Raw genomic sequence first — 24097 nt, 5'->3', positions numbered from 1 at the left:
TTCGCCGTCACCGCGCGGGGACATCCGGGGTGACGGCGAAGGTCAGCACGTCGGCGACGGGGCGTCGCGCCGTCGTCGCCGTCGGCTGGCCGTAGCCGATGCGCAGCAGCGTGTGGGCCTGCCCGAGGCCGGCGAAGATCCGGTCGAGCGCGTCCCGGGTCTGCGGCGTCTCGAAGGGCTGCGACAGGAACGAGGTCGCCAAACCCGCTGCGGTCGCGGTGAGCAGCACGTGCTGCATGGCCATCCCGGCCCGGACCTCGGCGTGCGGCCCGCGGTCCCGGGTCAGGACGGCGGCCAGCAGCGGGTCCTGCTCGAACTCGCGCGGTGGCAGCTCCGAATTGGCGTGCGAGGCACGCAACGACACCGCCCTGGCCCCGTACGGCGGCGGCCCGGTCGCGATGGTCGGCACGCCGTCCAGTGCCTCGGTATCGTGCCGCATCCAAGACGCGGTCTCGGCTTGGAACGCGGGATCGTTCTCCTGCAGCGCCTCGGCGCGACGCACCAGCGTCGTCACCGTGGAGAAGCGCCCGGACGCATCGAGGTACTCCACCTGCCCGCCTTCCTCGAGCGCGGCCGACTTGAGGGCCACCCGGGCGACGGGCGGCACCAGCCGATCGAGAAACGGCCTGCGGTTGGTGTGCCGCCGGAACACGGCTTCGGCCAGCTCGCGGTCGGCCTGCGTGATCTTCGCGTTCCCCTCGAGCCGGATCACGGCGAGCAGGTCGGGCTCGCCCGGGTCCGGGATCGTCCGGACGACCGTCGCGATCCCTTCCGACCGCAAGCGGGCGACCACGTTGAACGCGGCCGCGCCACAGGACAGCCGGGCTTCCCGGGCGAGCGGGTCCGCCACCCCGAGCACACGTTCACGGTCCAGCCACACTTCGAGTGTTTCGCCGTCGAGGACGAACCGCCAGGGCTGGGTGTTGTGCGGAGACGGTGCGCGGACGGCCGAGGCGAGGGCCTGCTCGAACATCGTCGCGTGCGGTCGGCTCATCGCGGACTCCGGACGTCAAGGGCGGGTACCACCTCAGCATGCCCCGCAGTGGCCGTCGCCCGCGTCGGCCGTTGGTCACCAAAACCCGGGACCAAGGCCACCAGGAGGCCGCCGGGGCACCGACCTCGGGCCGGTTTCCCGCACGCGAGTCCCCGTGTCCGGACCGTCCGCTCGTCGGCGAGGACGCCGAACGACCATGGCCGCAAAGGGGCGTGGCTTGGCCGCACATCGGCACGCGGCGCCGGGGCCGCGTGCCGATTCGGAGGTTCAGTCGCCGGCGGGGAGTTCGGTGGTGCGGCGCTGAGCTTCGTGGAGCTGGTCTTCGAGGGTGATGATGCGGCAGGCGGCGTCGATGGCGGTGCCGTGGTCGACCAGTTCCCGCACCCGGGCAGCCAGGCGCAGCTGGTGCCGGGAGTAGCGGCGGTGCCCGCCGGCGGAGCGTTGCGGGGTGATCAGGCCGGCCTCGTCGAGGCTCCGAAGGAAGCCTTGGGTGGTGCCGAGCATGTCGGCGGCCCGGCCCATCGTGTAGGCGGGGTATTGCTCGTCGTCGAACTTGTCGGCCGCACGGGGCGTGGCCGGGCCTTGTTGGTCAGGGATCATTCCACCTCCACGTCGCAGAGGACCCCGGGCGCCACTGCGGCGCCCGGGGTCCTCAAGGGTAGGGATTTTCACCATTGTCAACCGGCGCGACCGCCGGCGTCCTGCACCCGCGTCCGGCCGAAAACCGGATTCCACGGGGATCGCTTACTCGTGACCGAGCACCACCTCCGAACTCGATGGGACTGCGGCACCCGCGCGGCGCTACCTGGCCGCTGCGGGCGATCCAATGATGTTCCCGTTCCCTTCTTTCCTGTGTTTTCCACTTACCGGTTACTGCGACTTCTACTTCGTTCGCTGCGCACGTCACTGCCGGAACCCTTCCACTGATCGGTCCCAGCACGCTGACGCCGCTGGTCACTGCCCGGAGCCCCGTTCACTGATCGGCCCCGGCCACCTGACATGTCCTGCAACTGCACTTGCACACAACAACTACCGGTACTGCTGATCTTCACCTAGCGATACTGCAACTGCCGTAACTGCTGATCCGGGACCGGTACTGCTCGGTCGAACCTTCTTCACGACCCGGTCCTGGAGTACTGCTCCCGGTCACCAGCCGAAACCTTGTTCCCTTGATCGGCTCCGTGCTGCCTGACCGTCTTGTCTCACCTCGCGGGTAGTTACGTCCTCTCCCGCGCCTGCTTGACGTTGTCTCTCTCGGTACGAGGAGAACACTACACACAGCCGCCGTTGAATGTCTACCCCGGCCGCCATAGATTTTCGGTGGGCCGGTCAGCCCGAGGGTTGACCCGGTTGCCGGAACGGGGACGGTGCGCCGCGGCGCTGTCGGAAGCCGAGGCCCAGGCCGCAGCGGAACTGCTCGGACAGACGGAGGTGGCCTCGGTCGCCGAGGCTTCGCCGCCGCCACCGGCCGCTACCGTCGGGACGAGCGCCGAAGAACGGATGTGAGCATCCTTCGAGGCCGAGTGCAGGCAAGGTCGCACACCCACCGGCGCCGAGCCGGCCATCAGCGGTGCCCCACCAGTTGCCTGCCGCGGCAGGGCGGTTCGACGGGCGTGGCCGCAGTGACCCTAGTGGCCCTCGCCGCGAGGGCGCGTCGTGACCGTGTGGCGGTCAGGCCGGAGACGGCACGGAGTCCGCGGTCGCCGGCTCGGCCGGGCTGTCCCCGCCGGCGTCGGCCTCGCCGCCGAACCGCTCGCGCAGCTCCTCGACGGTGTCGACGATCCGGCCCAGCTGGTCCAGCACCGCCCGGTGCGTGGCCCGGATGGCGGCGGCTTCCTCCTCCGCGCGGGAGATGACGAGCCGAGCGTCCCGCTGCGCCGTGCGGTCGGTTTCCGCGGCGGCGCTTTCCGCCTCGGCGACGGTCTTTTCCGCGGCCGCCAGCAGCGCCTCACGCTCCTTACGAGCCTGCTCCTTGATCTCCGCGGCCTCCGATTTCGCGACCTGGAGGATCTTGTCGATCCGCTTGCCCAGCCCGGCGACATCGTCCGGTTCGGGCGTCCGGGGGGCCGGCACTTGCGCCTTGGCCAACCTGCGCTCCGCGACCCGTCGCGCCTTCTCGTGCCGATCCACCCGCTTCTCCGCGACCCGCACGTATTCGTCCACCTGCCGGCGGTCGTACCCTCGTAGAACGATCGGGAACCGGACGTCGGACTCCGGCGCTGCCTCGGGTTCGGAAACCGTGTTCTCCATGCCCCGATTGTCGCCAAGGTCGAGGTCACCGGCAATCCGAAAACCCCTATCGATGCGCCAAACCACTTTCGGTGGAATAACCCGTTCTTTCCGGCAAGAAAAGCGGGGGACGCCATCACCCGGTCGTGACGTTTATTTTTCCTTTCCTGGCCATAAGGTGCATGCCGCAGGACCGTCTTGTGCTTCCGATCGAGGTACCGCGACGCCCGACAGCCGGGCATGCGCCGAGGCGCCCGGCGACGCCGGCCGACTGACTCATCAGTCAATCCGGCTTCGCAACTCCCCTCAACCACAACGTTCTCCACTCGGATATTGCGATTATCGCAACGTGGGGTTACCGTCTCCTGGCATGGACGAAAGCGCCGAGCTGCGGGACCGGGTCCGCGGCCTGGTCAAGGCCGTGCCGGGGGCCCAGCGGGAGTTTGCGGCCGCGATCGGGCTCGACGAGACGAAGCTGTCCAAGGCGCTGAACGGCACCCGCCGGTTCTCGCCGCACGAACTGGTCCGCGTCGCCGAGCACTGCGGCGTCACGGTCAACTGGCTGCTCAACGGCAGCGACGACGCGGTCACCGTCACAGCGGTGCCCGCACCCGCCGCCCGCCCGGTGAGCGACGATCCCGACCACCTCGCCCAGTCCGAGCCGCGCCGTCGCATCCTCGAGACGGCCTGGGCACTGATCGCCGAACGCGGTTACCACAAGGTGCGCATCGCCGACATCGCCCAGGCGTGCGGGACGAGCACCGCCACCATCCACTACCACTTCCCGAGCAAGACCGAGGTGCTCAACGAAGCGTTGCGGCGCAACGTGAAGCTCGCCTTCGACCGGCAAGTCGCGGAACTGCACTCCATCGAGGACGCGCACGAACGGCTGCACCGGCTGGTCGAGCTGCAGCTGCCGACCGACGGCGTCCTGCGTGCCGAGTGGTCGGTGTGGCTGCAGGTGTGGAACGAGGTTGCGCTCGACCCGTCGTTCCGATCGCTGTACCACGACTCGATCGGCCGATGGGAACGCACGATCGCCATGACCATCCGCTCCGGCCGCGAGCAGGGCGTGTTCTCGGTGGCCGACCCGGACGCCGCGACCACCCGGCTCACCGCGCTGATCGACGGCCTCGGCATCCAGGTGCTGACCGGCCGCCCGGGCAGCACGGCCGAGAGCATGCGAGAACACCTGCACGACTTCATCGAGAGGTCCATCGTGAAAGGGGACTGATGAACCACGAGGTCATCGTCACCTGTGCCCTCACCGGGGCCGGGGACACCGTCGGCCGGAGCCCGCACGTGCCCGTCACGCCCGCGCAGATCGCCGCGAGTGCCGTCGAAGCCGCGAACGCCGGGGCGGCCGTCGTGCACATCCACGTCCGGGATCCCGAGACCGGGTCACCGTCGCGGGACGTCCCGCTCTACCGCGAAGTCGTGCGCCTGGTGAAAGAGTCCGGTGTGGACGTCGTGGTCAACCTGACCGCCGGCATGGGCGGCGACCTGGTGATCGACCAGGAGGACCCGCTCAAGCCGGTCGACGGCACCGACCTCGTGAACGCGATGGACCGGCTGCCGCACGTCGAAGAGCTGCTGCCGGACATCTGCACGCTCGACTGCGGTTCCCTCAACTTCGGTGAGGGCAGCCAGCTCTACGTGTCCACACCGGACATGCTGCGCGCCGGCGCCAAGCGGATCCAGGAACTCGGTGTCAAGCCGGAGCTGGAGATCTTCGACACCGGGCACCTCTGGTTCGCGTCCAAAATGGTCGAAGAAGGCTTGATCGACGCTCCCCCGCTCTTCCAGCTCTGCATGGGCATCCCCTACGGCGCGCCCGTCGACCCCGGGCTGCTGCAGGCCATGGTGCGGCTGCTCCCCGACGGCGCGCAGTGGGCGTCGTTCGCCATCGGGCGGGACCAGATGCCGTGGGTCGCGCAGTCGGTGCTGCTCGGCGGGCACGTCCGGGTCGGGCTCGAGGACAACCTCTACCTGGCGAAGGGTGTGAAGGCGACCAACGGGCAGCTCGTGGAGCGCGCCGTCGGGATCGTGCAGGACCTCGGCGCCACCGTGGCAAGCGCTTCCCGCGCCCGCGAGATCCTCGGCCTGAAGGAGCGCGTCCATGCCTGAGACGGTCGCGTGCATCGGCGCCGGCGTGATCGGCGGTGGCTGGGTCGCGCACTTCCTCGCCCAGGGCTTCCACGTCCGCGCCTGGGACCCGGCGCCGGACGCCGAGGCGAAGCTGCGACGGCTGGTCGACGCCGCTTGGCCCGCGCTGACCTCGCTCGGCCTCGCCGAGGGCGCGAGCCGGGACAACCTGGGCGTCGTGGCCACCCTCGCCGATGCGGTCGCCGAAGCGACCTTCGTCCAGGAGAGCGCCCCCGAGGACCTCCCGCTCAAGCAGAAGCTCCTCGCCGAGATCGACGCGGCCACCCCGGCCGGGATCGTCATCGCGTCCTCGACGTCCGGCTACGGCATGACGGAGATGCAGGCCGACGCCGTGACGCCGGAACGCCTGGTCGTCGGGCATCCGTTCAACCCGCCCTACCTGATCCCGCTGGTCGAGGTCGTCGGCGGAAAGCGCACCGGAGCGTGGGCGGTCGAACGGGCCGCGGAGTTCTACCGACGGGTCGGCAAGACCGTGATCACCATGGACCGCGAGGTCCCGGGCTTCATCGCCAACCGGCTGCAGGAGGCGCTCTGGCGCGAGGCCCTGCACATGGTGGACCACGGCGAAGCCACCGTCGAGCAGATCGACACGGCCATCACCGCCGGGCCTGGTCTTCGCTGGCCCGTCCAAGGGCCCATGCTCACCTTCCACCTCGCCGGCGGTGAGGGCGGCATGGCGCACATGCTCGACCACTTCGGCCCGTCGCTGAAGGCGCCGTGGACCCGCCTCGAAGCCCCCGAGCTGACGCCGGAACTGCGTGACGCGGTCGTCGAGGGCTGTGCGGACGAAGCCGGCGAACGCACCATCGCCGATCTGATCGCCGAACGCGACCGGGCGATCATCGCCGTCCAGCGCGCCGTCGAGGAGGCGCGCGATGGCTGAACTGTCCTACCACGACCGTGTCCGTCCGGAGTGGATCGACTACAACGGCCACCTGTCCGAGCCGTACTACGTCCTGGTCTTCGGCGACGCGACAACGCACCTGATGGACACCGTCGGCCTCGGCCCCGAGCGCAGCGGTTCCTCGCTGTACACCGTCGAAGCCCACGTCCGGTACCTGCGCGAAGTCGGGCCGGACGCCGAGCTGGCCGTCACCACGTCGGTGGTCGGCCTCGGCGCGAAGAAGGTCCGCCTCTGCCACGAGATGCGGGTCGCGGGTGACCTCGTCGCCACCGAGGAGATCCTGGCGATCCACGTCACGGACTCGAGAGCTTCGCCGCTTCCCGATGACGTCGCGGAGCGGCTGCGCGTACACCTCGGACCGGTCCCGGACTACGCGGGGCGCGCCATCACCTGACCCGAACACCCGCTCCCACCGGAAGTCCCCACCATGGAAGAGCGATGTAGGCCATTCACCCGACGAAGGTTCCTCGGCCTCACCGGCGTCGCGCTGCTGGCCGCCGGGTGCGGGGCGACGTACGCCGCGCCGGCGCCGACCGGGCCGCCCCGCGCCGGGGGCACGCTGCGGGTCGGCGTCACCGGCGGCGGCGCGTCCGACACCCTGGATCCGCACACCCCGGCGACCAACCCGGACATCGCGCGGGTGATCAACCTGTACGAGCCGCTGCTGAACCGCGACCACGACTACGAACTCCAGTTCCTGGTGGCGCAGTCGCTGACGTCGTCCCCCGACGCCCGGACGTGGACAGCGGTGCTGCGCGACGGCGTGAAGTTCCACGACGGCCGCCCGGTGACGCCGGCCGACGTCGTAGCGACCTTCAAGCGGATCATGGACCCGAACGACCCCAAGAGCGGCGCGGCCGGGCTGACCATGCTGGCCGAGGTGGCGCCGAGCGGCGACCGGGCCGTCGAGTTCCGGCTGAACTCGCCGAACGCGGGGTTCGACGACCTGCTCGGCCAGTACTCGCTCGGCATCGTCCCGGCGGACTTCGACGTCAAGCGCCCGATCGGGACCGGCCCGTTCAAGGCCGGCTCGTTCACGGCCGGGCAGCAGAGCACGTTCACCCGCAACGAGCACTACTGGCGGCCCGGGCAGCCCTACCTCGACGAGCTGGTGCTGATCAACTTCGCCGATGACGACGCCCGGATCAACGCGCTGCTCTCGTCCCAGGTGGACGCCATCGACCAGGTGCCGGTGGCGCTGGTGGACGTCCTGCGCAGCGACCCGCGGATCGAGGTGCTCGCCGCCGAGACCGGCACCTGGCTGCCGTTCACCATGCGGGTCGACCGCCCGCCGTTCGACGACGTCCGGGTGCGCCAGGCCATGCGGCTGGTCGTCGACCGGGAGCAGATGATCAACCAGGTCCTCAGTGGACAGGGCCGGCTCGGCAACGACCTCTACGCGCCCTTCGACCCGGCCTATGCAAAGGAGCTCCCTCAGCGCAAGCGAGACGTCGAGAAAGCGCGGCAGCTCCTCGCCGCGGCCGGGCACTCCACTTTGGACGTCGAACTGGTCACCGCGCCGATCCAGGCGGGCGCGGTGGAGGCGGCGCAGGTGTTCCAGCAGCAGGCCAAGGCGGCGGGCATCACCGTCCGGATCCGCAAGCTGGACACCACGACCTTCTACGGCGAGAACTACCTGTCCTGGGACTTCGCGCAGGACTTCTGGTACACCCGCAACTACCTCCCCCAGGTCGCCTCCGGCACGCTGCCGAAGGCGCCGTACAACGAGACCCACTGGCAGGACCCGGAGTTCGTCGACCTGGTCACCCGGGCGAGTTCCACAGTGGACCCGGCCGCACGCGCGGGCCTGCTCAAACAGGCGCAGGAGATCGAGTACGAGCGGGGCGGGCTGATCGTCTGGGGCTTCGTCAACCAGGTCGACGCGCACCAGAAGTACGTCGCCGGGCTCGTTCCGGACCGCACCGGGATCTCGCTGAGCGGGTACCAGTTCCGCAACGCCTGGCTCTCCCGCGACGAAGGAGGCGTGAGATGACACGGCTGATCCTGCGCCGGCTGCTCGTCAGCGTCCTCGTGCTCTGGGTGGTGTCCCTGCTGGTCTTCGTCGCGACGCTGCTGCTGCCGGGCGATCCCGCGCGAGCCATCCTCGGCCAGCAGGCCACCCCCGAGCGGGTCGCCGCGCTGCAGCACCAGCTGCACCTCGACCTGCCCGTGTGGCAGCGCTACCTCGACTGGCTCGGTGGCCTGTTCACCGGCGACCTCGGCACGTCGACGTCCACCCAGGGCCCGGTGACGGCGTTGCTGGGCGACCGGATCTCGGCGTCACTCGTGCTGCTGGTCGTCGCCGCGGTGCTGGCCACCCCGCTCGGGCTCGGCCTCGGCACGTGGAGCTCGATCCGCCGCGACCGCGCCGCCGACCAGGTGGTCTCCGGCATCAGCCTGGTGATCGCCGCGCTGCCCGAGTTCGTCATCGGCGTCGCGCTGGTCGTGCTGCTCTCGACGACGGTGTTCAAGATCTTTCCGTCGGTGACGATCACCGCGCCCGGCGAGGCGGTGTGGGACGAGCCGGCCCAGCTCGTGCTGCCGGTGCTGACCCTCGTGCTGGTCGTGACGCCCTACATCACCCGGATGATGCGGGCGACGATGAACGAGGTCCTCGACAGCGGGTACGTCGAGATGGCCCGGCTCAAGGGCGTGCGCGAACGGACCGTGCTGGTCCGGCACGCGCTGCCGCACGCGATCGGGCCGGTCGCCCAGGTCGTCGCGCTGCAGCTGGCGTGGCTCGCCGGCGGGGTCGTGGTCGTCGAGTTCCTGTTCCGCTACCCCGGGATCGGCCAGGCGCTGATCGACGCGGTCGGCAAGCGGGACGTCGCCGTCGTCCAGGCGATCACCCTGCTCATCGCCGCGGTGTACATCGTCGTGAACCTGCTCGCGGACGTCGTCGGCATCCTCGCCGACCCGAAACTACGCACGGAGGCAGGCCGATGACCGCCGTCGAACTCCCCGGGACCGTCACCGAAGCCGCGCCGCCGGCCCGTTCCGGCGGGCTCTTCCGGACCGCGTGGGGATTCCCGCAGGCCAAGATCGGCACCGGGCTCACTCTCGTCGTGGTGCTCATCGCGCTGCTCGGACCGTGGCTGGGGCCGGTGCTCACCGGGCACACCACCACGGACTTCGCCGGGAAGCCGTTCAAGCCCGACGGGGTCGCCGGCACCGACGGCCTCGGCCGCGACGTGCTCACCCGGTTCCTCGCCGGCGGGACGACGTTGCTGCTCTACGCCGTGCTGGCCACCGCGCTCGGGATCGTGCTGGGCGCGCTGCTCGGCATGGTCGCCGGGTACGGCGGCGGCCGGCTCGACAGCCTGCTGATGCGCGGCAACGACGTCCTGCTGTCCTTCCCCCAGCTGGTGATCGCGCTGCTCGCCATCGCGGTGATCGGGCCGGAAGGCTGGCTGCTGGTGCTGGTCATCGGGCTGACCCACGCGCCGCGCACGGCTCGCGTCGCCCGGCAGGCGACGGTCGCCGTCCGCGGCCAGGACTACATCCGCGCGGCCGAGATGTACGCCGTGCCCCGGTCGCGGATCCTGCTGCGGGAGATCCTGCCGAACATCACCGGGCCGCTCATGGTGGAGATCGGGCTGCGGCTGACCTATTCGATCGGGTACATCGCGTCGCTGTCGTTCCTCGGCCTGGGCATCCAGCCGCCGTCGGCCGACTGGGGCCTGATGATCAACGAGAACCGGATCGCGCTCGTCGTCCAGCCCTGGGGTGTGCTCCTGCCGGTGCTGGCGATCGCCGCCCTCACCGTGGGGACCAACCTGGTGGCCGACGCGCTGGCCTCGGCCGCCGCCGGCCGGAAGCGGGAGGCTCGCGCATGAACGCCGCTCTCGAGGTCACCGGGCTCGCAGTCCGCACGACGGCCGGGGTGCCCGTTTTGGACGACGTGTCCTTCGCCGTGGCTCCCGGCGAGGTCTTGGCCCTGGTCGGCGAGTCCGGCTCCGGCAAGACCACCGCCGGGCTGGCCCCGCTCGGCCACTTCCGGCGCGGGCTCGCCGTGTCCGGCGGCCGGATCACCGTGTGCCCGCGTGGCGAGGACTCAGTCGACGTCCTCGCGCTCGACACCGCGGCGCGACGGAAGCTGCGCGGCAGCACGGTCGCCTACATTCCGCAGGATCCGGCGTTGTCGCTGAACCCGGCGCTGCGGATCGGGCTGCAGATCGCCGAGGTCCTGGAAACGCACGGCTTCCCGGGCTCGGTCGAGGACCGCGTCGCCGAGGTCCTGGCCGAGGTCGGCCTCCCGGCGGACCCGGCGTACCGGCGCCGCTACCCGCACCAGCTCTCCGGCGGGCAGCAGCAGCGCGTCGGCATCGCGATGGCGTTCGCATGCCGCCCGGCCGTGGTGGTGCTCGACGAGCCGACCACCGGGCTCGACGTCGTCACGCAGGCCCTGGTGCTGAAGACCGTCCGGGCGCTGACCGCCGAACACGGGGTCGCCGCCCTGTACATCACCCACGACCTCGCGGTGGTCGCCGAGATCGCCGACCGCGTCGCGGTGATGTACCACGGGAGCATCGTCGAGTGCGGGCCGGCCGCGTCGGTGCTGCGGAGTCCGTCGCACGCCTACACGCGGCGGCTGCTGGACGCCGTGCCCGATCCCGACGCGGTGGTCGCACCTCCCCCCGCGGCCGAGCCCGTGCTCGCGACGAAGGGCGTGACCGTCTCCTATGGACAGCACGTGGTGCTGCGCGGGGTCGACCTCTCGGTCGCGCGGGGCGAGTGCCTGCTGCTGCTCGGCGAATCCGGGTCCGGCAAAACGACACTGTCGCAGTGCATCGCGGGGTTGACCAGCTCCTACTCCGGGACGATTTCCCTGGCGGGCACCGGCCTGGCGGCGTCCACGCGGCAGCGGTCCGACGAGCAGCGGCGCCGGATCCAGTACGTGTTCCAGAGCCCGTTCTCCTCGCTCAACCCGCGCAAGACGGTGGCGCAGTCGATCGAGGTGCCCTTGACGCGGCTGACGTCGATGTCGCGGGCGGAACGCCGCGAGCGCGTTGCCGAGGTGCTCGACCGGGTCCGGCTCGGGCGGGCGCCGGCCGACCGGCTGCCGGAGCAGCTCAGCGGGGGCGAGCGGCAGCGGGCCGCCATCGCCCGTGCCCTGGTGACGACGCCGGACGTCTTGGTGTGCGACGAGGTGACGTCCGCACTGGACGTTTCGGTGCAGGCCACGATCGTCGAGCTACTCGGGGAGCTGCGTCGTGAGCTCGGGATGGCGATGCTGTTCGTGACGCACAACATCGCGCTGGCCGGCGAGGTCGCCGACCGGATCGCCGTGCTGCAGGGCGGGGCGATCGTCGAGGAAGGCTCGGTGCGGAGCGTGCTGGACGCGCCGTCGCACGCCTACACGCGGGAGCTGCTGGCCGCGACCCCGCGCTTGTGAGGGGGTCTCTTGTGAACGGCCCTCTTGTGAATGGCATGGTGGCGCCGGGCTTCGAGCCGGTGTGGGAGGCGTTCGCCACCGTGCTGGCCAAGACGTCCGGGGGCGCGGCGTTCAGCGTGGTGCGCCGGGGCGAAGTCCTCGTGGAGCTGTGGGGCGGACCGGGCTGGACCCGGGACACGCTGGTGGTGCTGTTCTCCGGCACCAAGGGCGTGGTGGCCACCGTGATGGCGCTGCTGACGGCGCGAGGGTTGCTCGATCCTTCGGAGCGCGTCACGACGTACTGGCCCCAGTTCCGTGCCGAAGCTCGGGTGTCCCACGTGCTGTCCCACACGGTGGGGCTGCCGTACGTCGAGGCGGAAGTGTCCTTTCTGGACAACCGGGCGAACGCCGCGGCCCTGGCGGCCCAACGGCCACTGTGGACGCCCGGATCCCGGGTCGCCTACCACGCGACGACCTACGGGTACCTCTGCACCGAGCTGATCCGCCGGGTGACCGGACAGAACGCGGGCGCGGTCGTGCGTGCCCTGCTGGGCGGGTTCGACCTCCACCTCGGCACACCCGCGGCCGAGGACCACCGCGTGGCACGGCTGACGCGCTCGCCGGGCTACCGGATCAGCACGTTCCTGCACGACCCCGAACGGCGGAAGATCGTGGAGCGGATGTACCGCGGGCTCCTGGAGCCCGACACGATCAACTCGGCCGGGTACCGCCGCGCGGAGTTCGCGGCGGGCGGCGCGACCGGCACGGCCGCGGCGATGGCACGGCTCTACGACCGGATCTGCGCGGGCCTGGTCCCCGCGCCGGTCCTCTCGGCGGCGACCCGCGAATGGTCGTCGGGCACGGACGTGATCAACGACCGCCCGGTCCGCTTCGGTCTCGGCTACGAGCTGGCGGACGCCATCGGAACCTACGGTCCGGCCCCGGTCGCGTTCGGCCACTCCGGCGCGGGTGGTGGGCGGCACGGCGCGTGGCCGGAGGAGGGTCTCGGGTTCTCGTTCACGACGAGCGAGCTGCAGTCCGAGGACACGGACGAGCGCGGCTCCCTGCTGCTGACGACGCTGGCGGGCTGCCTTTGACGCGGTGTCATCGTCTCCCCCGTCACCGGCGCTGAACGCGCTTGCCGGGCTCCCACTGTTGTTCGGCCTGGTCAGCGGGCAGTCCGGTTTCGGGATCGAATGTCCGACGTTTCCCCGACCGGCACGGCGGCGTATCCGCGGTGCTTCACGGCACATCAGCCCGCTCCGCCGCTCGGATCGTGGCGTCGGCGTCCTCGCGAACCAGGTAGCCGTCCCGCAGGTTCTGCGCCGTGACCCGGCGGACCGCGTCGACGTAGCTCGCGTGCGTCGGGTACAGGCTCCGCAATGTGGTGCTGTCGAACGGGATCCAGGTGCCACCCTGTGCGCAGGCGCTGTCCCGGTCCGGGGTGAGGCCGGTGTTCCAGCCCGTGTTGCGCTCGGTCGGCGCGGCGACCGCCGCGAGCCGGATGCCGCCCTTGATGATCTGGTAGGCGTCGCGGTTCGCCGTGGCGGGCCGGGTGCCGGTGTCCGTCACCTCGATCCGCGGCCCGTCGGGCGGCCGGACGCCGTCACGAACCCAGCGGACGGTGTGGTCGAACACCGCGTCGAGCACGTACTCGTAGGGCACGTTGCTGCGCGCCGGTGCCACGCAGGGCGCGGTCGGCCCGGCGAGCAGACCCGACACCCCGGCGTCGCGCAGCCGGATCGGGTTGTTCACCAGGTACGCGTGCCGGTCGGAGTGGGACGCACCGGCGATCTCCCAGTAGACGAACCGGTCGGTGTCCGGCTGGCGGCGCGCAGCCTGGTTGGAAAGCACGTCGTACTCGCCGGCCGTCTTGAACACCTTCGTGGTCAGGTCGGTCCGCAGCTGGACGCCGCCGTCGACGATCGCGATGGCGTCGTAGACCGGCGCGATCGGGTGCACCGAGTTCGCGTAGGTGGTCAGCCGCGACGCCGACTGCGACTGGCCGGTCGCGATGACCGTCCTGAGGTTCAAGCCTGGCAACGGATTCGCGCCACGGGGGTGCCGGAGTGCCTCGGCGGCCTGGCTGAAGACGTCGTAGGACAACGAGTCGTCGGTGACGGTGCCGCCGTCGGTCAGGTCGAGCGTGCCGTACCGGCCGGGGCTCCACGCCTTCAGGCCCGATCCGGAATGGACGCCGGCGGCCTGGGCGCTGACGCCGACCCAGGCGTAGCCGGCGTCGAGCAGGTGCTGGAACGACCGGCTCCACACGACCTCGTAGTCGAAGGTGTTGGTCACGTTGTACCACTCGACCACGGCCGTGCCGGTGAACTTCTTCGGCGAAACCGGGCGGCGGACGACGATCCGGGTGCGGTAGGCGTGACCGCCGTCGATGACCGAGCCGGTCGCGCCGTCCGGGGTCGTGTACCGGTTGGCGGTGCCCTCGACGAAGTACTCCTCCTCGACGTACCCGCGCGCCCGCAGGTTCTGGTCCGTGGCGAAGAACGGGTAGCCGTGCGACGGGTCGCCGGGCCGGGCGGTGGCGGGGATCGGCCCGGTCACCAGCGGGCTCGGAACGCCCGCCGGGACCACGGGCGCCGGTACGGTCGCCGCCGCGGGACCGGTCACCAGACCGGCCAGAAGTGCCACGACGGTCAGGACGACGGTCTTCACACGTCCACCTCTCTCAGCGGAGCGGGGGGTCCACCAGGCGGTACAGATGAACCGTTCAACGGGCGAACCATAAGCCGCGCCTTTACACCGACGCAACATCCGGCGTATATGTACTACCTAGTACGTTCACACTCCGGAAGGCTGGGTGCCCATGCTCACCGTCGAGCGTGATGCCGCGACCACATCCCCGAAGAGCCTTGCCGCGCGGGCACGCCTGGGCATCTCGACCGCCTGCCTGTCCGGCACCCTCGAGGACAAGCTGTCCGCCGCCGCGGAGGCGGGTTTCGACGGTGTGGAGATCTCCGAGGGCGACCTCGTCGCGTCGCCGTGGTCGCCGAGCCAGGTGCGGCGGGAGTGTGCCCGGCTGGGCCTCTCGATCGACCTGTACCAGCCCTTCCGCGACTTCGAGGCCGTGCCATCCGACCTGCTCGCCGCCAACTTGCGCCGGGCGGAGCACAAGTTCGACGTGCTGGAACAGCTGGGCGCGACCACGATGCTGGTCTGCTCGTCGGTGTCGCCGGACGCGGTCGACGACGACGGCCTCGCCGCCGAGCAGTTGCACGAGCTGGCCGGCCGGGCCGCCGACCGCGGGCTGCGGATCGCCTACGAGGCCTTGGCGTGGGGGCGGTTCGTGAACACCTACGGGCACGCGTGGCGGATCGTGCGCGGCGCCGACCACCCCGCGCTGGGCCTGTGCCTGGACAGCTTCCACGTGCTGTCCGGCGGCGACGCCCCGGCGGACCTGGGCGGCCTTCCCGGAGAGAAGGTGTTCCACGTGCAGCTCGCGGACGCGCCGCGGCCGGGCATGGACGTGCTGGAGCAGAGCCTGCACCACCGGTCGTTCCCCGGCCAGGGCGCGTTCGACCTCACCGCCTTCCTCGACGCCGTGCTCGCGACCGGATACGCGGGACCGCTGTCGCTGGAGGTATGCAACGACGTCTTGCGGCAGACCGACCCGTGGCACGCGGCCGTCGACGCGATGCGTTCCCTGCTCGCCCTGCGGGAGCCGGGCGCCACGCGGGAGCCCGGCCTGCCGCCGGCACCCCGGCTGGCCGGGCACGTGTTCACCGAGCTGGCCGTGGACGAGGTGTCGGGGCCGGCGGTGGCGAGCCTGCTGACCGGGCTCGGGTTCACCCACTCCGGCCAGCACCGGTCCAAGCCCGTCGAGCTGTGGCACCAGGGCGAGGCCCGAATCCTGCTGAACCACGCACCACAACGGACGGTCGCGCCGGGGACGGCGTCGATCTGCGCGCTGGCGGTGGAGAGCGACGACCCGGCGACCTCGGCCCGGCGAGCCGAACGGCTGCTCGCGCCCGTGCTGCCGCGCGTCCACCGGCCTGAGGAGGCCGAACTGAGCTCGGTGGCCGCGCCCGACGGAACCGCGGTCTTCTTCTGCCGCACCGGCGACGAGCACGGCTGGCTGGGCGACTTCACGCCCACCGGGCACGCGATCGTCTCGGACCTGCTCACCGGCACCGACCACGTCTCGCTCACCGAGTCGGTCGACGACTTCGACCAGACATCCCTGTTCTACCGCGTGGTACTCGGCCTGCGGCCCGGCCACACCGTCGAGCTGGACGCGCCGTTCGGGCTGATCCGCAGCCGGGCCGCGAGCGACCCCGCCGACCACGTCCGGATCACCCTCAACACCGCACCACTGCGCCGCGGCGACTGGGCGCCCGCCGTGCCGAACCCCCAGCACGTCGCGTTCACCACGAACGACGCCGTCGCCGCCGCGAGAGCAATGCGCGCCCGGAACGCCGCGGTGCTCCCGATCCCCGAGAACTACTACGACGACCTGGACGCCCGCCTCGCCCCGGCGCCGGACCTGCTCGCCGCGCTGCGCGAGCACTCGATCCTCTACGACCGCGACGAGCACGGCGAGTACCTGCACTTCTACACCGAGATCGCCGGCTCCCGCGTGTTCTTCGAGGTGGTGCAACGCCTCGGCCGCTACCGCGGGTACGGCGCGGCCGGCACGCCCGTTCGCATGGCGGCGCACCGCAGGCGCCGGCTCCGCACGCTTCGGGAATCGCAGGAACCACGCCACCAGCACGACTATTCCTTGGCCCACCTCACCGCGTTGTCCCTGTCGCCGCCGGCGCTCGTGGATGCCGCGGCGAGCGCCGGCTACCGCTACGTCGGGCTGCGCCTGACCCGCGTGACACCCCAGGAACCGCACTACCCCTTGGCGACCGATCCCGCTCTCCTGCGCTCCACCAAGGCCCGGCTGGCGGCTACCGGCGTCGACGTCCTGGACATCGAACTGGCCCGCATCGGCCCGCGCGACGAGCCACGTGACTTCCTGAGCGTGCTGGAGGCCGGCGCCGAGCTCGGCGCGCGGCATGTCGTCACGCAGCTGCCCGACCCGGACCCGGTCCGCAAAGTCGATCACTTCACCGAGCTGTGCGACCTGGCCAGGCCGTTCGGCCTCACCCTCGACCTCGAATTCCCGTCCTGGACCGAGACGGCCGACCTCACCGAAGCGGTCCGTGTGCTGCGCGCGGCGGACCGGCCCAACGCGGGCATCCTCATCGACGTGCTGCATTTCGCCCGGTCCGGTTCGAGTGTGGCCGAACTGCGGGACCTGCCACGCGAATGGTTCCACTTCGCCCACGTCTGCGACGCTCCCCCGGAGATCCCCGCCGGCACAGCCGAGATCATCCACACCGCCCGTTTCCAACGCCTGTTCCCCGGCGAGGGCGGCCTGGACGTGGCCGGCGTCCTCGCCGCGCTCCCACCGGACATCCCTTACGCCTTGGAGATTCCCCGCGCGACGCTCGTAGCCCAAGTCGGCGCCGGCGAGCACGCCCGGCTGGCACTCGCCGCCGCGCGCCGCCACCTCGCGTCGCTCGCCTGACCATCCGCATCGGCTCCTGACAGCGGCGCCGGTGTTCAGAACCGGAACCGTCAGCTCGGGCGAGTCGTTCATCGGCGCCTCGTCGACGTAGCCAAGCCGCGGGTGTCAGCCGGCCAGTGCGGCCGGATCGTCGAAACCGCAGTGGAACCGGGTGCCGTATCGACGAAGCGTGGGGTCCATTTCGAGGTGCGCCACGCCCGGACCGACACCGTGTCGAGCTGGATTTGACCGCTGGGGAGCCAGGATCGAGACTGCGCATCGCCCGCTCGGCGTATTCGTCGCCGAGGATCGGGTCGCACCAGACCCACTTGTTGGCAGTCGCCAGCGCCCCAAGGCGGCCTTGGTTGCGTTGAACGCACCGAAGGCCGCCTTGGGTGCGCCTGACGCACCGAAGGCCACATTGGGGCGCTCGGGTCACCCCCGGAAAGCCGTCCGGTACGACGTCAGGCTCGTCCCCCGCAGCCGGCTGAACTGGTGCCTCAGCGCCGCCGCCGAGGCGTAGCCGCACGCGACGGCGATGCCCTCCACCGACAGGCGCCCCTCCTCCAGCAACCCGCCCCTCAGCCCGGTGCTCAGGGCGAAAGCACTGGACAACCGTCTTTCACGCCCGCGACCTTACTCCGGCTGTGCCGGCAAGTCGTGGGCGTGGAACGAGACGGCGTGCTGCGCCGCCAAGTAGCCGAAGACCAATCCGGCCCCGATCTGGCACCCGGCGCCGGGGTACTCGGCCGCGGTCATCGATGCCGCGTCGTTGCCGCAGGCGTAGAGCCCGCCAATCGGCTCGCCCTCGGAATCCAGGACTTCGGCGTCGGGGCTGGTGCGCAGTCCCAGGGCGGTCGCCAACGGCGTCGGCACCACGGCGATCGCGTAGAACGGCGCCTTCTCGATGGGACCGAGGTTCGCGTTGGGACGGTGTGCCGGATCGCCGTACTGACGGCCGTACGGGCTCTCCCCCTTCGCGAACTCCTCGTCGCGACCCACGCGGGCCGCGACGTTCGCCGCCGCCACTGTCTCCCTCAGACCCGCCGGGTCGACGCCGATCGTCCGCGCCAGCTCCTCGACCGTCCGTCCACAGTAGAGATACTTTTCGTCGATGTATCGGCGGAGAACCGCCGACCGCGCGTGCGGGCGGACCATCCCCAAGCCGTACCGCTTCAGCGTGCGCGCATCGAGGACCAGCCACGCCGGGATCGCGTCCGGCGCGGCGTACATCGCCCGGGTGAAGCGGTGGTACGACGCCGACTCGTCCACGAACCTCCGGCCCGCCGCGTTCACGGCCACGATGCCCGGCTTGGCGCGGTCCCAGATGTGCGGGAACACCGCCGTGGAGCCGTCCGGCCGGCGGCCGATCGAACTCGGGAACCACAGCGCGTTGTCGTCGCCAGGCGGGGCCAGCACGGCGCCGACCGACCGAGCCAGCGCGAGGGTGTCACCGGTGGCGCCACCGGCCGCCGGGGTGAACTGCGGCACCGGCGAAGGCAAGTACTCGGCGCGCAGTTCCGGGCTCGCCGGGAAACCGCCGCCGGCCAGGACGACACCGCGGCGGGCACGGACACGTACGGTCCGTCCGCGGTGGGACACGACGGCACCGGTCACGCCGCGGGAGTCGTCGCTCAGCAGTTCCGTCGTGCAGGCGGTGAACCAGACCTCGCCACCTCGGCGGACGAGCAGGTCGTAGAGGGCGGCGACGAGGGCGTTGCCCATCGTCAGGCGGGTGCCACGACGGCGCCGAAGCCGGTCCCGTGCCCAGCGAACGCCGAGCCGGAGAGCCACGGACATCCCGCGGACGGAACCGTCGAACACCTTCACGAGCTGATCAGCTTCGCGTCTGCGGAGCATGAGGGTCCCGCCGAACAAGGCGAACTCCCGCACCGGCCAGCGAACCCGCTCGAAGTGGGCGCGGTCCAGGCGCCGGGCGTCGAAGGTGCGCGGCTCGAGCGCCCGGCCGATCCCGGCGCCGGGCAGCTCCGGGTGGTAGTCGACCACGCTCGCCGAATGCCAGAAGCCGATCCCGGTCCGCTCGAGGTGGTCGATCACCTCCGGCCCGTGCCGCAGGTAGGCCTCCCGCAGTTCGCGCGGCGCGCGGTCGCCGACGAGCGCGTCGAGGTACCGGCGGGCCTCCTCCGTGTCGGCGGCCGGGTCGGCCTGGTACCGGTGCCCGGGAATCCAGGCGGTGCCCGCCGAGTAGGCGCTCGTCCCGCCGAGCCACTCCGTCTTTTCCAGCACCAGCACGGACCGGCCTTCGGCGGCCGCGACCACGGCGGCACTCAGGCCCGCCGCACCCGAACCGAGGACGAGCAGGTCGACCTCGAACTCCGCGGGGGTCACGATCCGGCCGCGAGCACCGTCGGCAGGATCGACGTCGGCATCGGTCCCTTGTTGCGGCGGCCCTGCGTCGTCTCTTCCCAGGCGTGGGCGAGGATTCCGACGCTGCGGCTGAGCACGAACAGCCCGCGGGCGAGCGGCGGCGGGAAGCCCAGTTCGGCGTAGATGACCGCAGTGGCGCCGTCGATGTTCATCGGGATCGGCTTGGCCCGCCCTTCGTTCAGCAGCGCTTCGACCGCCAGTGCGGCCCGGAGATGTTTCCCCTCGACGGTCCCGTCCGCGACGGCTCCGTCCACCAGGGCCAGCAACGGGTCCCGGCGCGGATCGCGCGGGTGGAAGCGGTGGCCGAAGCCGGGCAGGTAGCGGCTGCGCTTCCGGAAGTCCGCCACGACCGCCTCGGTGGCGGCCTCCAGCGGGTCACCGGCGGCTTCGCGCTCGACGATCGCCGACAGCAGTTCGACGCACTGCTGACCGGCGCCGCCGTGCGAGTCGCCCAGCGCGTTCACCCCGGACGCCATCGCGTTGTTCAGGCCGACCCCGCAGGTCGCGGTCATCCGGGCGATCGCGATCGACGGCGCCTGCGGACCGTGGTCGACCGACGCGACCATCGCGGCCTCGAGCAGCGCGGCTTCCCGGGGCCGGGGACTCGTTCCGCGCACCATCAGCCAGATCGTGGCGACGAAACCGTGGGAACCGATCAAATCCTGCACCGGCACTCCGCGCAGCTCGACCACACCGGGCGCCATCCGGCAGATCGAGGTGGCCCACCAGTCGGCGACACTTGCTTCGCTGTCCATGTCAGTCCTTGTCCGCGGGCGTGAACGCCGGTTCCGGTGCCGGCCGGGGAATCGGTGTGCCGGCGTTCCACCTGCGGGCGAGCTCGGCCGCTTCGGCGTTGTGTTCCCCGAGCAGCGGAGGTCGCGTTCCCGGGCGCAGCGGCTCGCCGTCGAGCAGGACGCCGTTACCGCTGGCGCGCAGGGTCCGCTCGGACTGACCGGGAAACGGCAGTTCCGTGAAGAATCCGCGGTGCGCGAGCTGTTCGGACTCGAGAGCCTGCGGCACGGTGAGGATCCTGGCCGCCGGAACGCCCGCCTCGGACAGCAGCCGCTCCCACTCGAGGGCGGGCCGCGCGGCCAAGGCCCGGTTCAGCTCGGCGTCGAGGTCGGTCCGGTGCGTCTTGCGGTCTTCCCGGTCGGCGAACCGGGAATCCGTGACCAGGTCGGGCCGGCCGACCAGCCGGCACAGGGTGACGAACTGCTCCTGCCGGTTCGCCGCGATGTTCAGCGGCCCGTCCGCGGCGAAGAACGTGCCCGAAGGCGCCGCGGTCGCGTTGTCCCGCCCCATCGGGGCCGGCGGAATGCCGCTGATGACGTAGTTCGACACCGCCCAGCCCATCGCCGAGATCGAGGCTTCGAGCATCGACAGGTCGACGAACGACCCCTCGCCGGTGCGGTCCCGGCCGACCAGCGCCGCCGAAATGGCGAGCGCGGCCATGAGCCCGCCGACGGTGTCCGAGACGGGGAACCCCACCCGGAGCGGAGCGGTTTCGGGCGTTCCGGTCACGCTCATCATGCCCGACAGACCCTGGATGATCTGGTCGTAAGCCGGTGCCTGGCTCAACGGTCCACTTTGGCCGAAGCCCGAAATGGCGCAGTACACCAGCCCGGGGTTGAGCGCACGCAACCTCGGCCAGCCCAAGCCGAGCCGATCGAGCACGCCGGCCCGGTAGTTCTCGAGAACGACGTCGGCCCCGCGAACCAGGTCCTCGAACAGCTCGACCTGACCGGCGTCCTTGAGGTCGAGCTCGATCGACTTCTTGCCGGCGTTCTGCGCGAGGAACGACGAGCCGATCCCCGCGCGGTTCAGAGCCGCGTCCGGTCCCAGGTTCCGGGCGAGGTCCCCCGAGCCCGGCAGCTCGACCTTGACCACTTCGGCACCGAACAGCATGAGCTGGTAACTGCAGTACGGTCCGGCGAGGACGTTGGTCAGGTCGAGCACCCGGATACCGCGAAGCGGTCTTTTCGTCATTCCCTCTCCTTGTCCCAGAAGACGAGCCCAGCCGCGTCAGCCGGCGAACGGGTAGTCGAAGCCGCGCTCGCTCATCCGCGAAGCGGACTCGGTGAGGTCGGCGACGAACTCGGCGATCCGGTCCTCGGAGAATCGGACGGTGGGGCCGCTCAACGACAACGCCGCGGCGATGGAGCCGTTCTTGCCGAGCACCGGCACCGCCACCGCGGACAGGCCCGCCTCGCGTTCGCCGTGACTCACCGCGAACCCCTGCTCGGCCGCTTCGGTCAGTCCTTTGTGGATACTGTCCGCATAGTCCGCGCCGTAGGGGGAACTGCGCGCGATCCTCTTCAGCAAAGCAGGAGAAGCCTCGCGGAGCAAGACTTTCGACGAAGCACCGCCCCACAACGGGAGTTCGTCGCCGACGCGCACGACGTGCCGAAGCGGCTGGGTGCTTTCCTGCTGGGCCACGCAAACCCGGTACATGTCGCGCAGGACGTACAGGTTCACCGTCTCGCGTTGCCGGTCGCCCAGTTCCCGCATCAGCTGTTTCATCTCCGCCGGCAGCTCCCAGGTCTGCCGCGCGAGGTGCGCCCACCGCCACAGCCCGGGCCCGGCCATGTAGCCCTTGCTGGTCGCCCACAACAGCCCGTTCAGTTCCAGCGTCTGCGCCAGCCGGATCGCCGTCGTCTTCGCGAGGCCGGTCGCCTTCACGATGTCGGAAATCGTCACGGCGGGCCGCTCGTCGGTCAGCAACCCGAGGATGTCGAGCGCACGCTGGACGCTGCGCACCCCCTGGGACTCACCACCCTCGCCGGCCGATCCTTCTTTCTCCTCGGCACCGCCCGCACCAGCAGCTTTCACGACCGCTCACCCCTTCGTCCCGTCACGGGTCCTGTTGCCGACATCGTCCTCGGGTCAGGACTCCGCTGCCGTCCCGGCCGGCGAACCACTTGATAACTACTTCGAATCCCGCTCTTGCCACCGGCAGGCGACTGACCGTACGTTACACGGAGTCCGCAGAGCGGTCCAGATGTGCCGTTTGATGGTTCACAAGGGAGTGTGGCGGTGCTGGAGCAGATCCTCGAAGCCGCGAAATCCGATACCCCGGTCGAGGCCGCCGCGTTCGTGGCCGGACAGTGGTCCCGGGACGGGGCAGTAGCTGAGCGCATAGGCCCCTACCAGCGAAAAGTCGTCTCTACATCCTTCACCGCGGACGACACCCAGGTCGCCCGTGCGGTCCGGTACGCCGCCGGCTCCGCGCCCGTCGTCGCGCGCCTGGCCCCGGCGACCCGCGCGGCGATCCTCGAACGCGCGTCGCGGCTGGCCGAAGACCACCGGGACGACATCGCCCGGCTGATCGCCCTCGAGCTCGGGAAGCCGCTCAAGGACGGGCGGGGCGAGCTCGACCGCGTCGCCGACACCTTCGCCGTCTGCGCCGCGGAAACCCGCCACATCGGCGGCGAGAACCTGCCGGTCGCCGGCTGGGCACGCGGCGTGGGCAACACGGCGCTGACTTACCGCGCGCCGGCCGGGGTGGCCTTGGCGATCACCCCGTTCAACGCCCCGGCGAACCTGCTGGCCCACAAGCTCGGCGCCTCGTTCGCGGCGGGAAACACCACGCTGGTCAAGGCTCCGCCGCAGGCGCCGGCCACGACCGCGGCCGTGGTGGCGCTGCTGCTGGAAGCGGGCATGCCACCGGAGGCGGTGCAGCTGCTGCACGGCGGCGGTGACGTCGGCGCCGCCCTGTGCGCGGCCCGTGAAGTCGCCGTCATCAGCTTCACCGGCAGCGCCGAAACCGGCAACGCGGTCGCCCGCGCGGCCGGGGCGAAACGGCTCGTGCTCGAACTCGGTGGCAACGCCGCGACGCTGATCTGCTCGGACGCCGACCTCGCCCTCGCCGCCAAGACCTGCGCTCGCACCGGCTACAGCAACTCCGGCCAGAGCTGCATCTCCGTCCAGCGCGTCTACGTGCACCGCAGCCGGTTCGAGGACTTCCTCACCGCGTTCCGCACCGAGGTCGAGGGGCTGCGGGTCGGCGATCCTCTGGACGAAGCCACGGATGTCGGCTCGATGGTCGACGAAGAGGCGGCGGCCCGCGTCGAAAAGTGGACGTCCGAGGCGGCGGCCACCGGCGCGCGGGTACTGCTGGGCGGCAAGCGCGACGGGGCGACGCTGCTGCCCACGATCGTCGCCGACCCCGCACCGGACGCCACCGTCGTCGTCGAGGAGGTCTTCGGCGCCCTGGTCGCCGTGCTGCCCTTCGACGACCTCGACACCGTCATCGCCTCCTGCAACGCGAGCCGGTTCGGGCTGCAGGCCGGGATCTTCACCCAGGACATCGGCACGATCTTCACGGCGTGGCGAGAACTGCAGGTCGGCGGGCTCATCGTCAACGGCTCGTCGAACTTCCGCCTGGACCACGTGCCCTTCGGCGGCGTCAAGGACTCCGGCTTCGGCCGTGAGTCCCCCGCTCCCATGATCGACGACTACACCGTCGTCAAGACCCTCGTGCTGCGCAACCTGTCCATCTGGGGCGAGCAGTGACCGAACCCGCCGAGCGAC

The 24097-nt window shown here is 71.0% G+C and carries 19 protein-coding genes and 2 pseudogenes; 12 read left to right on the top strand and 9 right to left on the bottom strand.

What is annotated here, in order from left to right; genetic code table 11:
* Window positions 1-7: 7 nt before the first annotated feature.
* From AB0M83_RS11680 to AB0M83_RS11670, 3 genes are all read right to left on the bottom strand, one after another.
* A complete protein-coding gene (locus AB0M83_RS11680) occupies window positions 8-994 on the bottom strand; it encodes a hypothetical protein (RefSeq protein ID WP_364515947.1) in 987 nt (328 codons plus the stop codon).
* Between the two features lie 267 nt (window positions 995-1261).
* The gene (locus tag AB0M83_RS11675; protein WP_364515945.1) at window positions 1262-1594 is read right to left on the bottom strand and encodes a helix-turn-helix domain-containing protein; all 333 of its coding nucleotides are present in this window, start codon (window positions 1592-1594) and stop codon (window positions 1262-1264) included.
* A gap of 1071 nt (window positions 1595-2665) precedes the next feature.
* Window positions 2666-3244, bottom strand: a complete 579-nt coding sequence (locus tag AB0M83_RS11670) for a hypothetical protein (RefSeq protein ID WP_364515943.1) — start codon at window positions 3242-3244, stop codon at window positions 2666-2668.
* A 349-nt stretch (window positions 3245-3593) separates the two neighbouring features.
* Between AB0M83_RS11670 and AB0M83_RS11665 the strand changes: the two genes are divergently transcribed.
* Genes AB0M83_RS11665 through AB0M83_RS11625 form a run of 9 tightly spaced genes read left to right on the top strand, consistent with a single transcriptional unit; the run spans window position 3594 to window position 12764 of the window.
* A complete protein-coding gene (locus tag AB0M83_RS11665; RefSeq protein WP_364515941.1) occupies window positions 3594-4457 on the top strand; it encodes a TetR/AcrR family transcriptional regulator in 864 nt (287 codons plus the stop codon).
* A complete protein-coding gene (locus AB0M83_RS11660; protein WP_364515939.1) occupies window positions 4457-5350 on the top strand; it encodes a 3-keto-5-aminohexanoate cleavage protein in 894 nt (297 codons plus the stop codon). The genes AB0M83_RS11665 and AB0M83_RS11660 overlap by 1 nt, the downstream gene beginning before the upstream one ends.
* Complete coding sequence (locus AB0M83_RS11655) at window positions 5343-6272, top strand: 3-hydroxyacyl-CoA dehydrogenase NAD-binding domain-containing protein (protein ID WP_364515937.1); 930 nt, start codon at window positions 5343-5345, stop codon at window positions 6270-6272. Before AB0M83_RS11660 ends, AB0M83_RS11655 begins: the two co-directional genes overlap by 8 nt.
* Window positions 6265-6687, top strand: coding sequence for a thioesterase family protein (locus AB0M83_RS11650; RefSeq protein WP_364515935.1), 423 nt, complete (start codon window positions 6265-6267; stop codon window positions 6685-6687). The genes AB0M83_RS11655 and AB0M83_RS11650 overlap by 8 nt, the downstream gene beginning before the upstream one ends.
* A gap of 33 nt (window positions 6688-6720) precedes the next feature.
* Window positions 6721-8286 (top strand): ABC transporter substrate-binding protein, encoded by a 1566-nt coding sequence (locus AB0M83_RS11645; RefSeq protein WP_364515934.1) that lies wholly within the window; start codon window positions 6721-6723, stop codon window positions 8284-8286.
* Window positions 8283-9239 carry an ABC transporter permease gene (locus AB0M83_RS11640; RefSeq protein ID WP_364515932.1) on the top strand — a complete coding sequence of 319 codons (957 nt, stop codon included), beginning with the start codon at window positions 8283-8285 and terminating at the stop codon, window positions 9237-9239. The genes AB0M83_RS11645 and AB0M83_RS11640 overlap by 4 nt, the downstream gene beginning before the upstream one ends.
* Window positions 9236-10129, top strand: coding sequence for an ABC transporter permease (locus tag AB0M83_RS11635; RefSeq protein ID WP_364515930.1), 894 nt, complete (start codon window positions 9236-9238; stop codon window positions 10127-10129). The genes AB0M83_RS11640 and AB0M83_RS11635 overlap by 4 nt, the downstream gene beginning before the upstream one ends.
* Window positions 10126-11688, top strand: a complete 1563-nt coding sequence (locus AB0M83_RS11630; protein ID WP_364515928.1) for an ABC transporter ATP-binding protein — start codon at window positions 10126-10128, stop codon at window positions 11686-11688. The genes AB0M83_RS11635 and AB0M83_RS11630 overlap by 4 nt, the downstream gene beginning before the upstream one ends.
* Before the next feature lie 35 nt (window positions 11689-11723).
* A complete protein-coding gene (locus AB0M83_RS11625; RefSeq protein ID WP_364515926.1) occupies window positions 11724-12764 on the top strand; it encodes a serine hydrolase domain-containing protein in 1041 nt (346 codons plus the stop codon).
* A 145-nt stretch (window positions 12765-12909) separates the two neighbouring features.
* On the opposite strand, the gene AB0M83_RS11620 is transcribed toward AB0M83_RS11625, so the two are convergent.
* Complete coding sequence (locus tag AB0M83_RS11620; protein WP_364515924.1) at window positions 12910-14340, bottom strand: alpha/beta hydrolase domain-containing protein; 1431 nt, start codon at window positions 14338-14340, stop codon at window positions 12910-12912.
* 151 nt (window positions 14341-14491) lie between these two features.
* On the opposite strand from AB0M83_RS11620, the pseudogene AB0M83_RS11615 reads away from it, so the two are divergent.
* Window positions 14492-16357, top strand: a pseudogene (locus AB0M83_RS11615) (TIM barrel protein); the annotation flags it as partial.
* Window positions 16331-17200 (top strand): sugar phosphate isomerase/epimerase, encoded by an 870-nt coding sequence (locus AB0M83_RS11610; protein WP_364516129.1) that lies wholly within the window; start codon window positions 16331-16333, stop codon window positions 17198-17200. The pseudogene AB0M83_RS11615 and the gene AB0M83_RS11610, both read left to right, overlap by 27 nt.
* 414 nt (window positions 17201-17614) lie before the next feature.
* Here AB0M83_RS11610 and AB0M83_RS11605 read toward each other — a convergent pair.
* The 5 genes and pseudogenes from AB0M83_RS11605 to AB0M83_RS11585 form a co-directional block, all read right to left on the bottom strand.
* Window positions 17615-17752: pseudogene (locus AB0M83_RS11605) on the bottom strand (AraC family transcriptional regulator); the annotation flags it as partial.
* 63 nt (window positions 17753-17815) lie between these two features.
* Window positions 17816-19528, bottom strand: a complete 1713-nt coding sequence (locus tag AB0M83_RS11600; RefSeq protein ID WP_364515922.1) for an FAD-dependent oxidoreductase — start codon at window positions 19526-19528, stop codon at window positions 17816-17818.
* Entirely contained in the window at window positions 19525-20322 is a 798-nt protein-coding gene (locus AB0M83_RS11595; RefSeq protein WP_364515920.1) for a citryl-CoA lyase, read from the bottom strand. The genes AB0M83_RS11600 and AB0M83_RS11595 overlap by 4 nt, the downstream gene beginning before the upstream one ends.
* 1 nt (window position 20323) lies before the next feature.
* Window positions 20324-21553: a CoA transferase gene (locus AB0M83_RS11590; RefSeq protein WP_364515918.1), complete on the bottom strand. Its 1230-nt coding sequence runs from the start codon at window positions 21551-21553 to the stop codon at window positions 20324-20326.
* Window positions 21554-21589: 36 nt separating this feature from the next.
* Window positions 21590-22396, bottom strand: a complete 807-nt coding sequence (locus AB0M83_RS11585; protein WP_364515916.1) for an IclR family transcriptional regulator — start codon at window positions 22394-22396, stop codon at window positions 21590-21592.
* Window positions 22397-22600: 204 nt separating this feature from the next.
* Between AB0M83_RS11585 and AB0M83_RS11580 the strand changes: the two genes are divergently transcribed.
* Complete coding sequence (locus AB0M83_RS11580; protein ID WP_364515914.1) at window positions 22601-24079, top strand: aldehyde dehydrogenase family protein; 1479 nt, start codon at window positions 22601-22603, stop codon at window positions 24077-24079.
* Window positions 24080-24097 lie beyond the last annotated feature (18 nt).

The organism is Amycolatopsis sp. NPDC051106 (assembly GCF_040682775.1).
GTDB lineage: Bacteria > Actinomycetota > Actinomycetes > Mycobacteriales > Pseudonocardiaceae > Amycolatopsis.
Note: the sequence above shows the minus strand (reverse complement) of the source record. Positions and strands in the feature narration are given on the sequence as shown.

Coding starts and splice junctions, on each gene's coding strand:
- AB0M83_RS11680 (WP_364515947.1), bottom strand. CDS start 994: ATGAGCCGACCGCACGCGACGATGTTCGAGCAGGCCCTCGCCTCGGCC.
- AB0M83_RS11675 (WP_364515945.1), bottom strand. CDS start 1,594: ATGATCCCTGACCAACAAGGCCCGGCCACGCCCCGTGCGGCCGACAAG.
- AB0M83_RS11670 (WP_364515943.1), bottom strand. CDS start 3,244: ATGGAGAACACGGTTTCCGAACCCGAGGCAGCGCCGGAGTCCGACGTC.
- AB0M83_RS11665 (WP_364515941.1), top strand. CDS start 3,594: ATGGACGAAAGCGCCGAGCTGCGGGACCGGGTCCGCGGCCTGGTCAAG.
- AB0M83_RS11660 (WP_364515939.1), top strand. CDS start 4,457: ATGAACCACGAGGTCATCGTCACCTGTGCCCTCACCGGGGCCGGGGAC.
- AB0M83_RS11655 (WP_364515937.1), top strand. CDS start 5,343: ATGCCTGAGACGGTCGCGTGCATCGGCGCCGGCGTGATCGGCGGTGGC.
- AB0M83_RS11650 (WP_364515935.1), top strand. CDS start 6,265: ATGGCTGAACTGTCCTACCACGACCGTGTCCGTCCGGAGTGGATCGAC.
- AB0M83_RS11645 (WP_364515934.1), top strand. CDS start 6,721: ATGGAAGAGCGATGTAGGCCATTCACCCGACGAAGGTTCCTCGGCCTC.
- AB0M83_RS11640 (WP_364515932.1), top strand. CDS start 8,283: ATGACACGGCTGATCCTGCGCCGGCTGCTCGTCAGCGTCCTCGTGCTC.
- AB0M83_RS11635 (WP_364515930.1), top strand. CDS start 9,236: ATGACCGCCGTCGAACTCCCCGGGACCGTCACCGAAGCCGCGCCGCCG.
- AB0M83_RS11630 (WP_364515928.1), top strand. CDS start 10,126: ATGAACGCCGCTCTCGAGGTCACCGGGCTCGCAGTCCGCACGACGGCC.
- AB0M83_RS11625 (WP_364515926.1), top strand. CDS start 11,724: ATGGTGGCGCCGGGCTTCGAGCCGGTGTGGGAGGCGTTCGCCACCGTG.
- AB0M83_RS11610 (WP_364516129.1), top strand. CDS start 16,331: ATGGCGGCGCACCGCAGGCGCCGGCTCCGCACGCTTCGGGAATCGCAG.
- AB0M83_RS11595 (WP_364515920.1), bottom strand. CDS start 20,322: ATGGACAGCGAAGCAAGTGTCGCCGACTGGTGGGCCACCTCGATCTGC.
- AB0M83_RS11590 (WP_364515918.1), bottom strand. CDS start 21,553: ATGACGAAAAGACCGCTTCGCGGTATCCGGGTGCTCGACCTGACCAAC.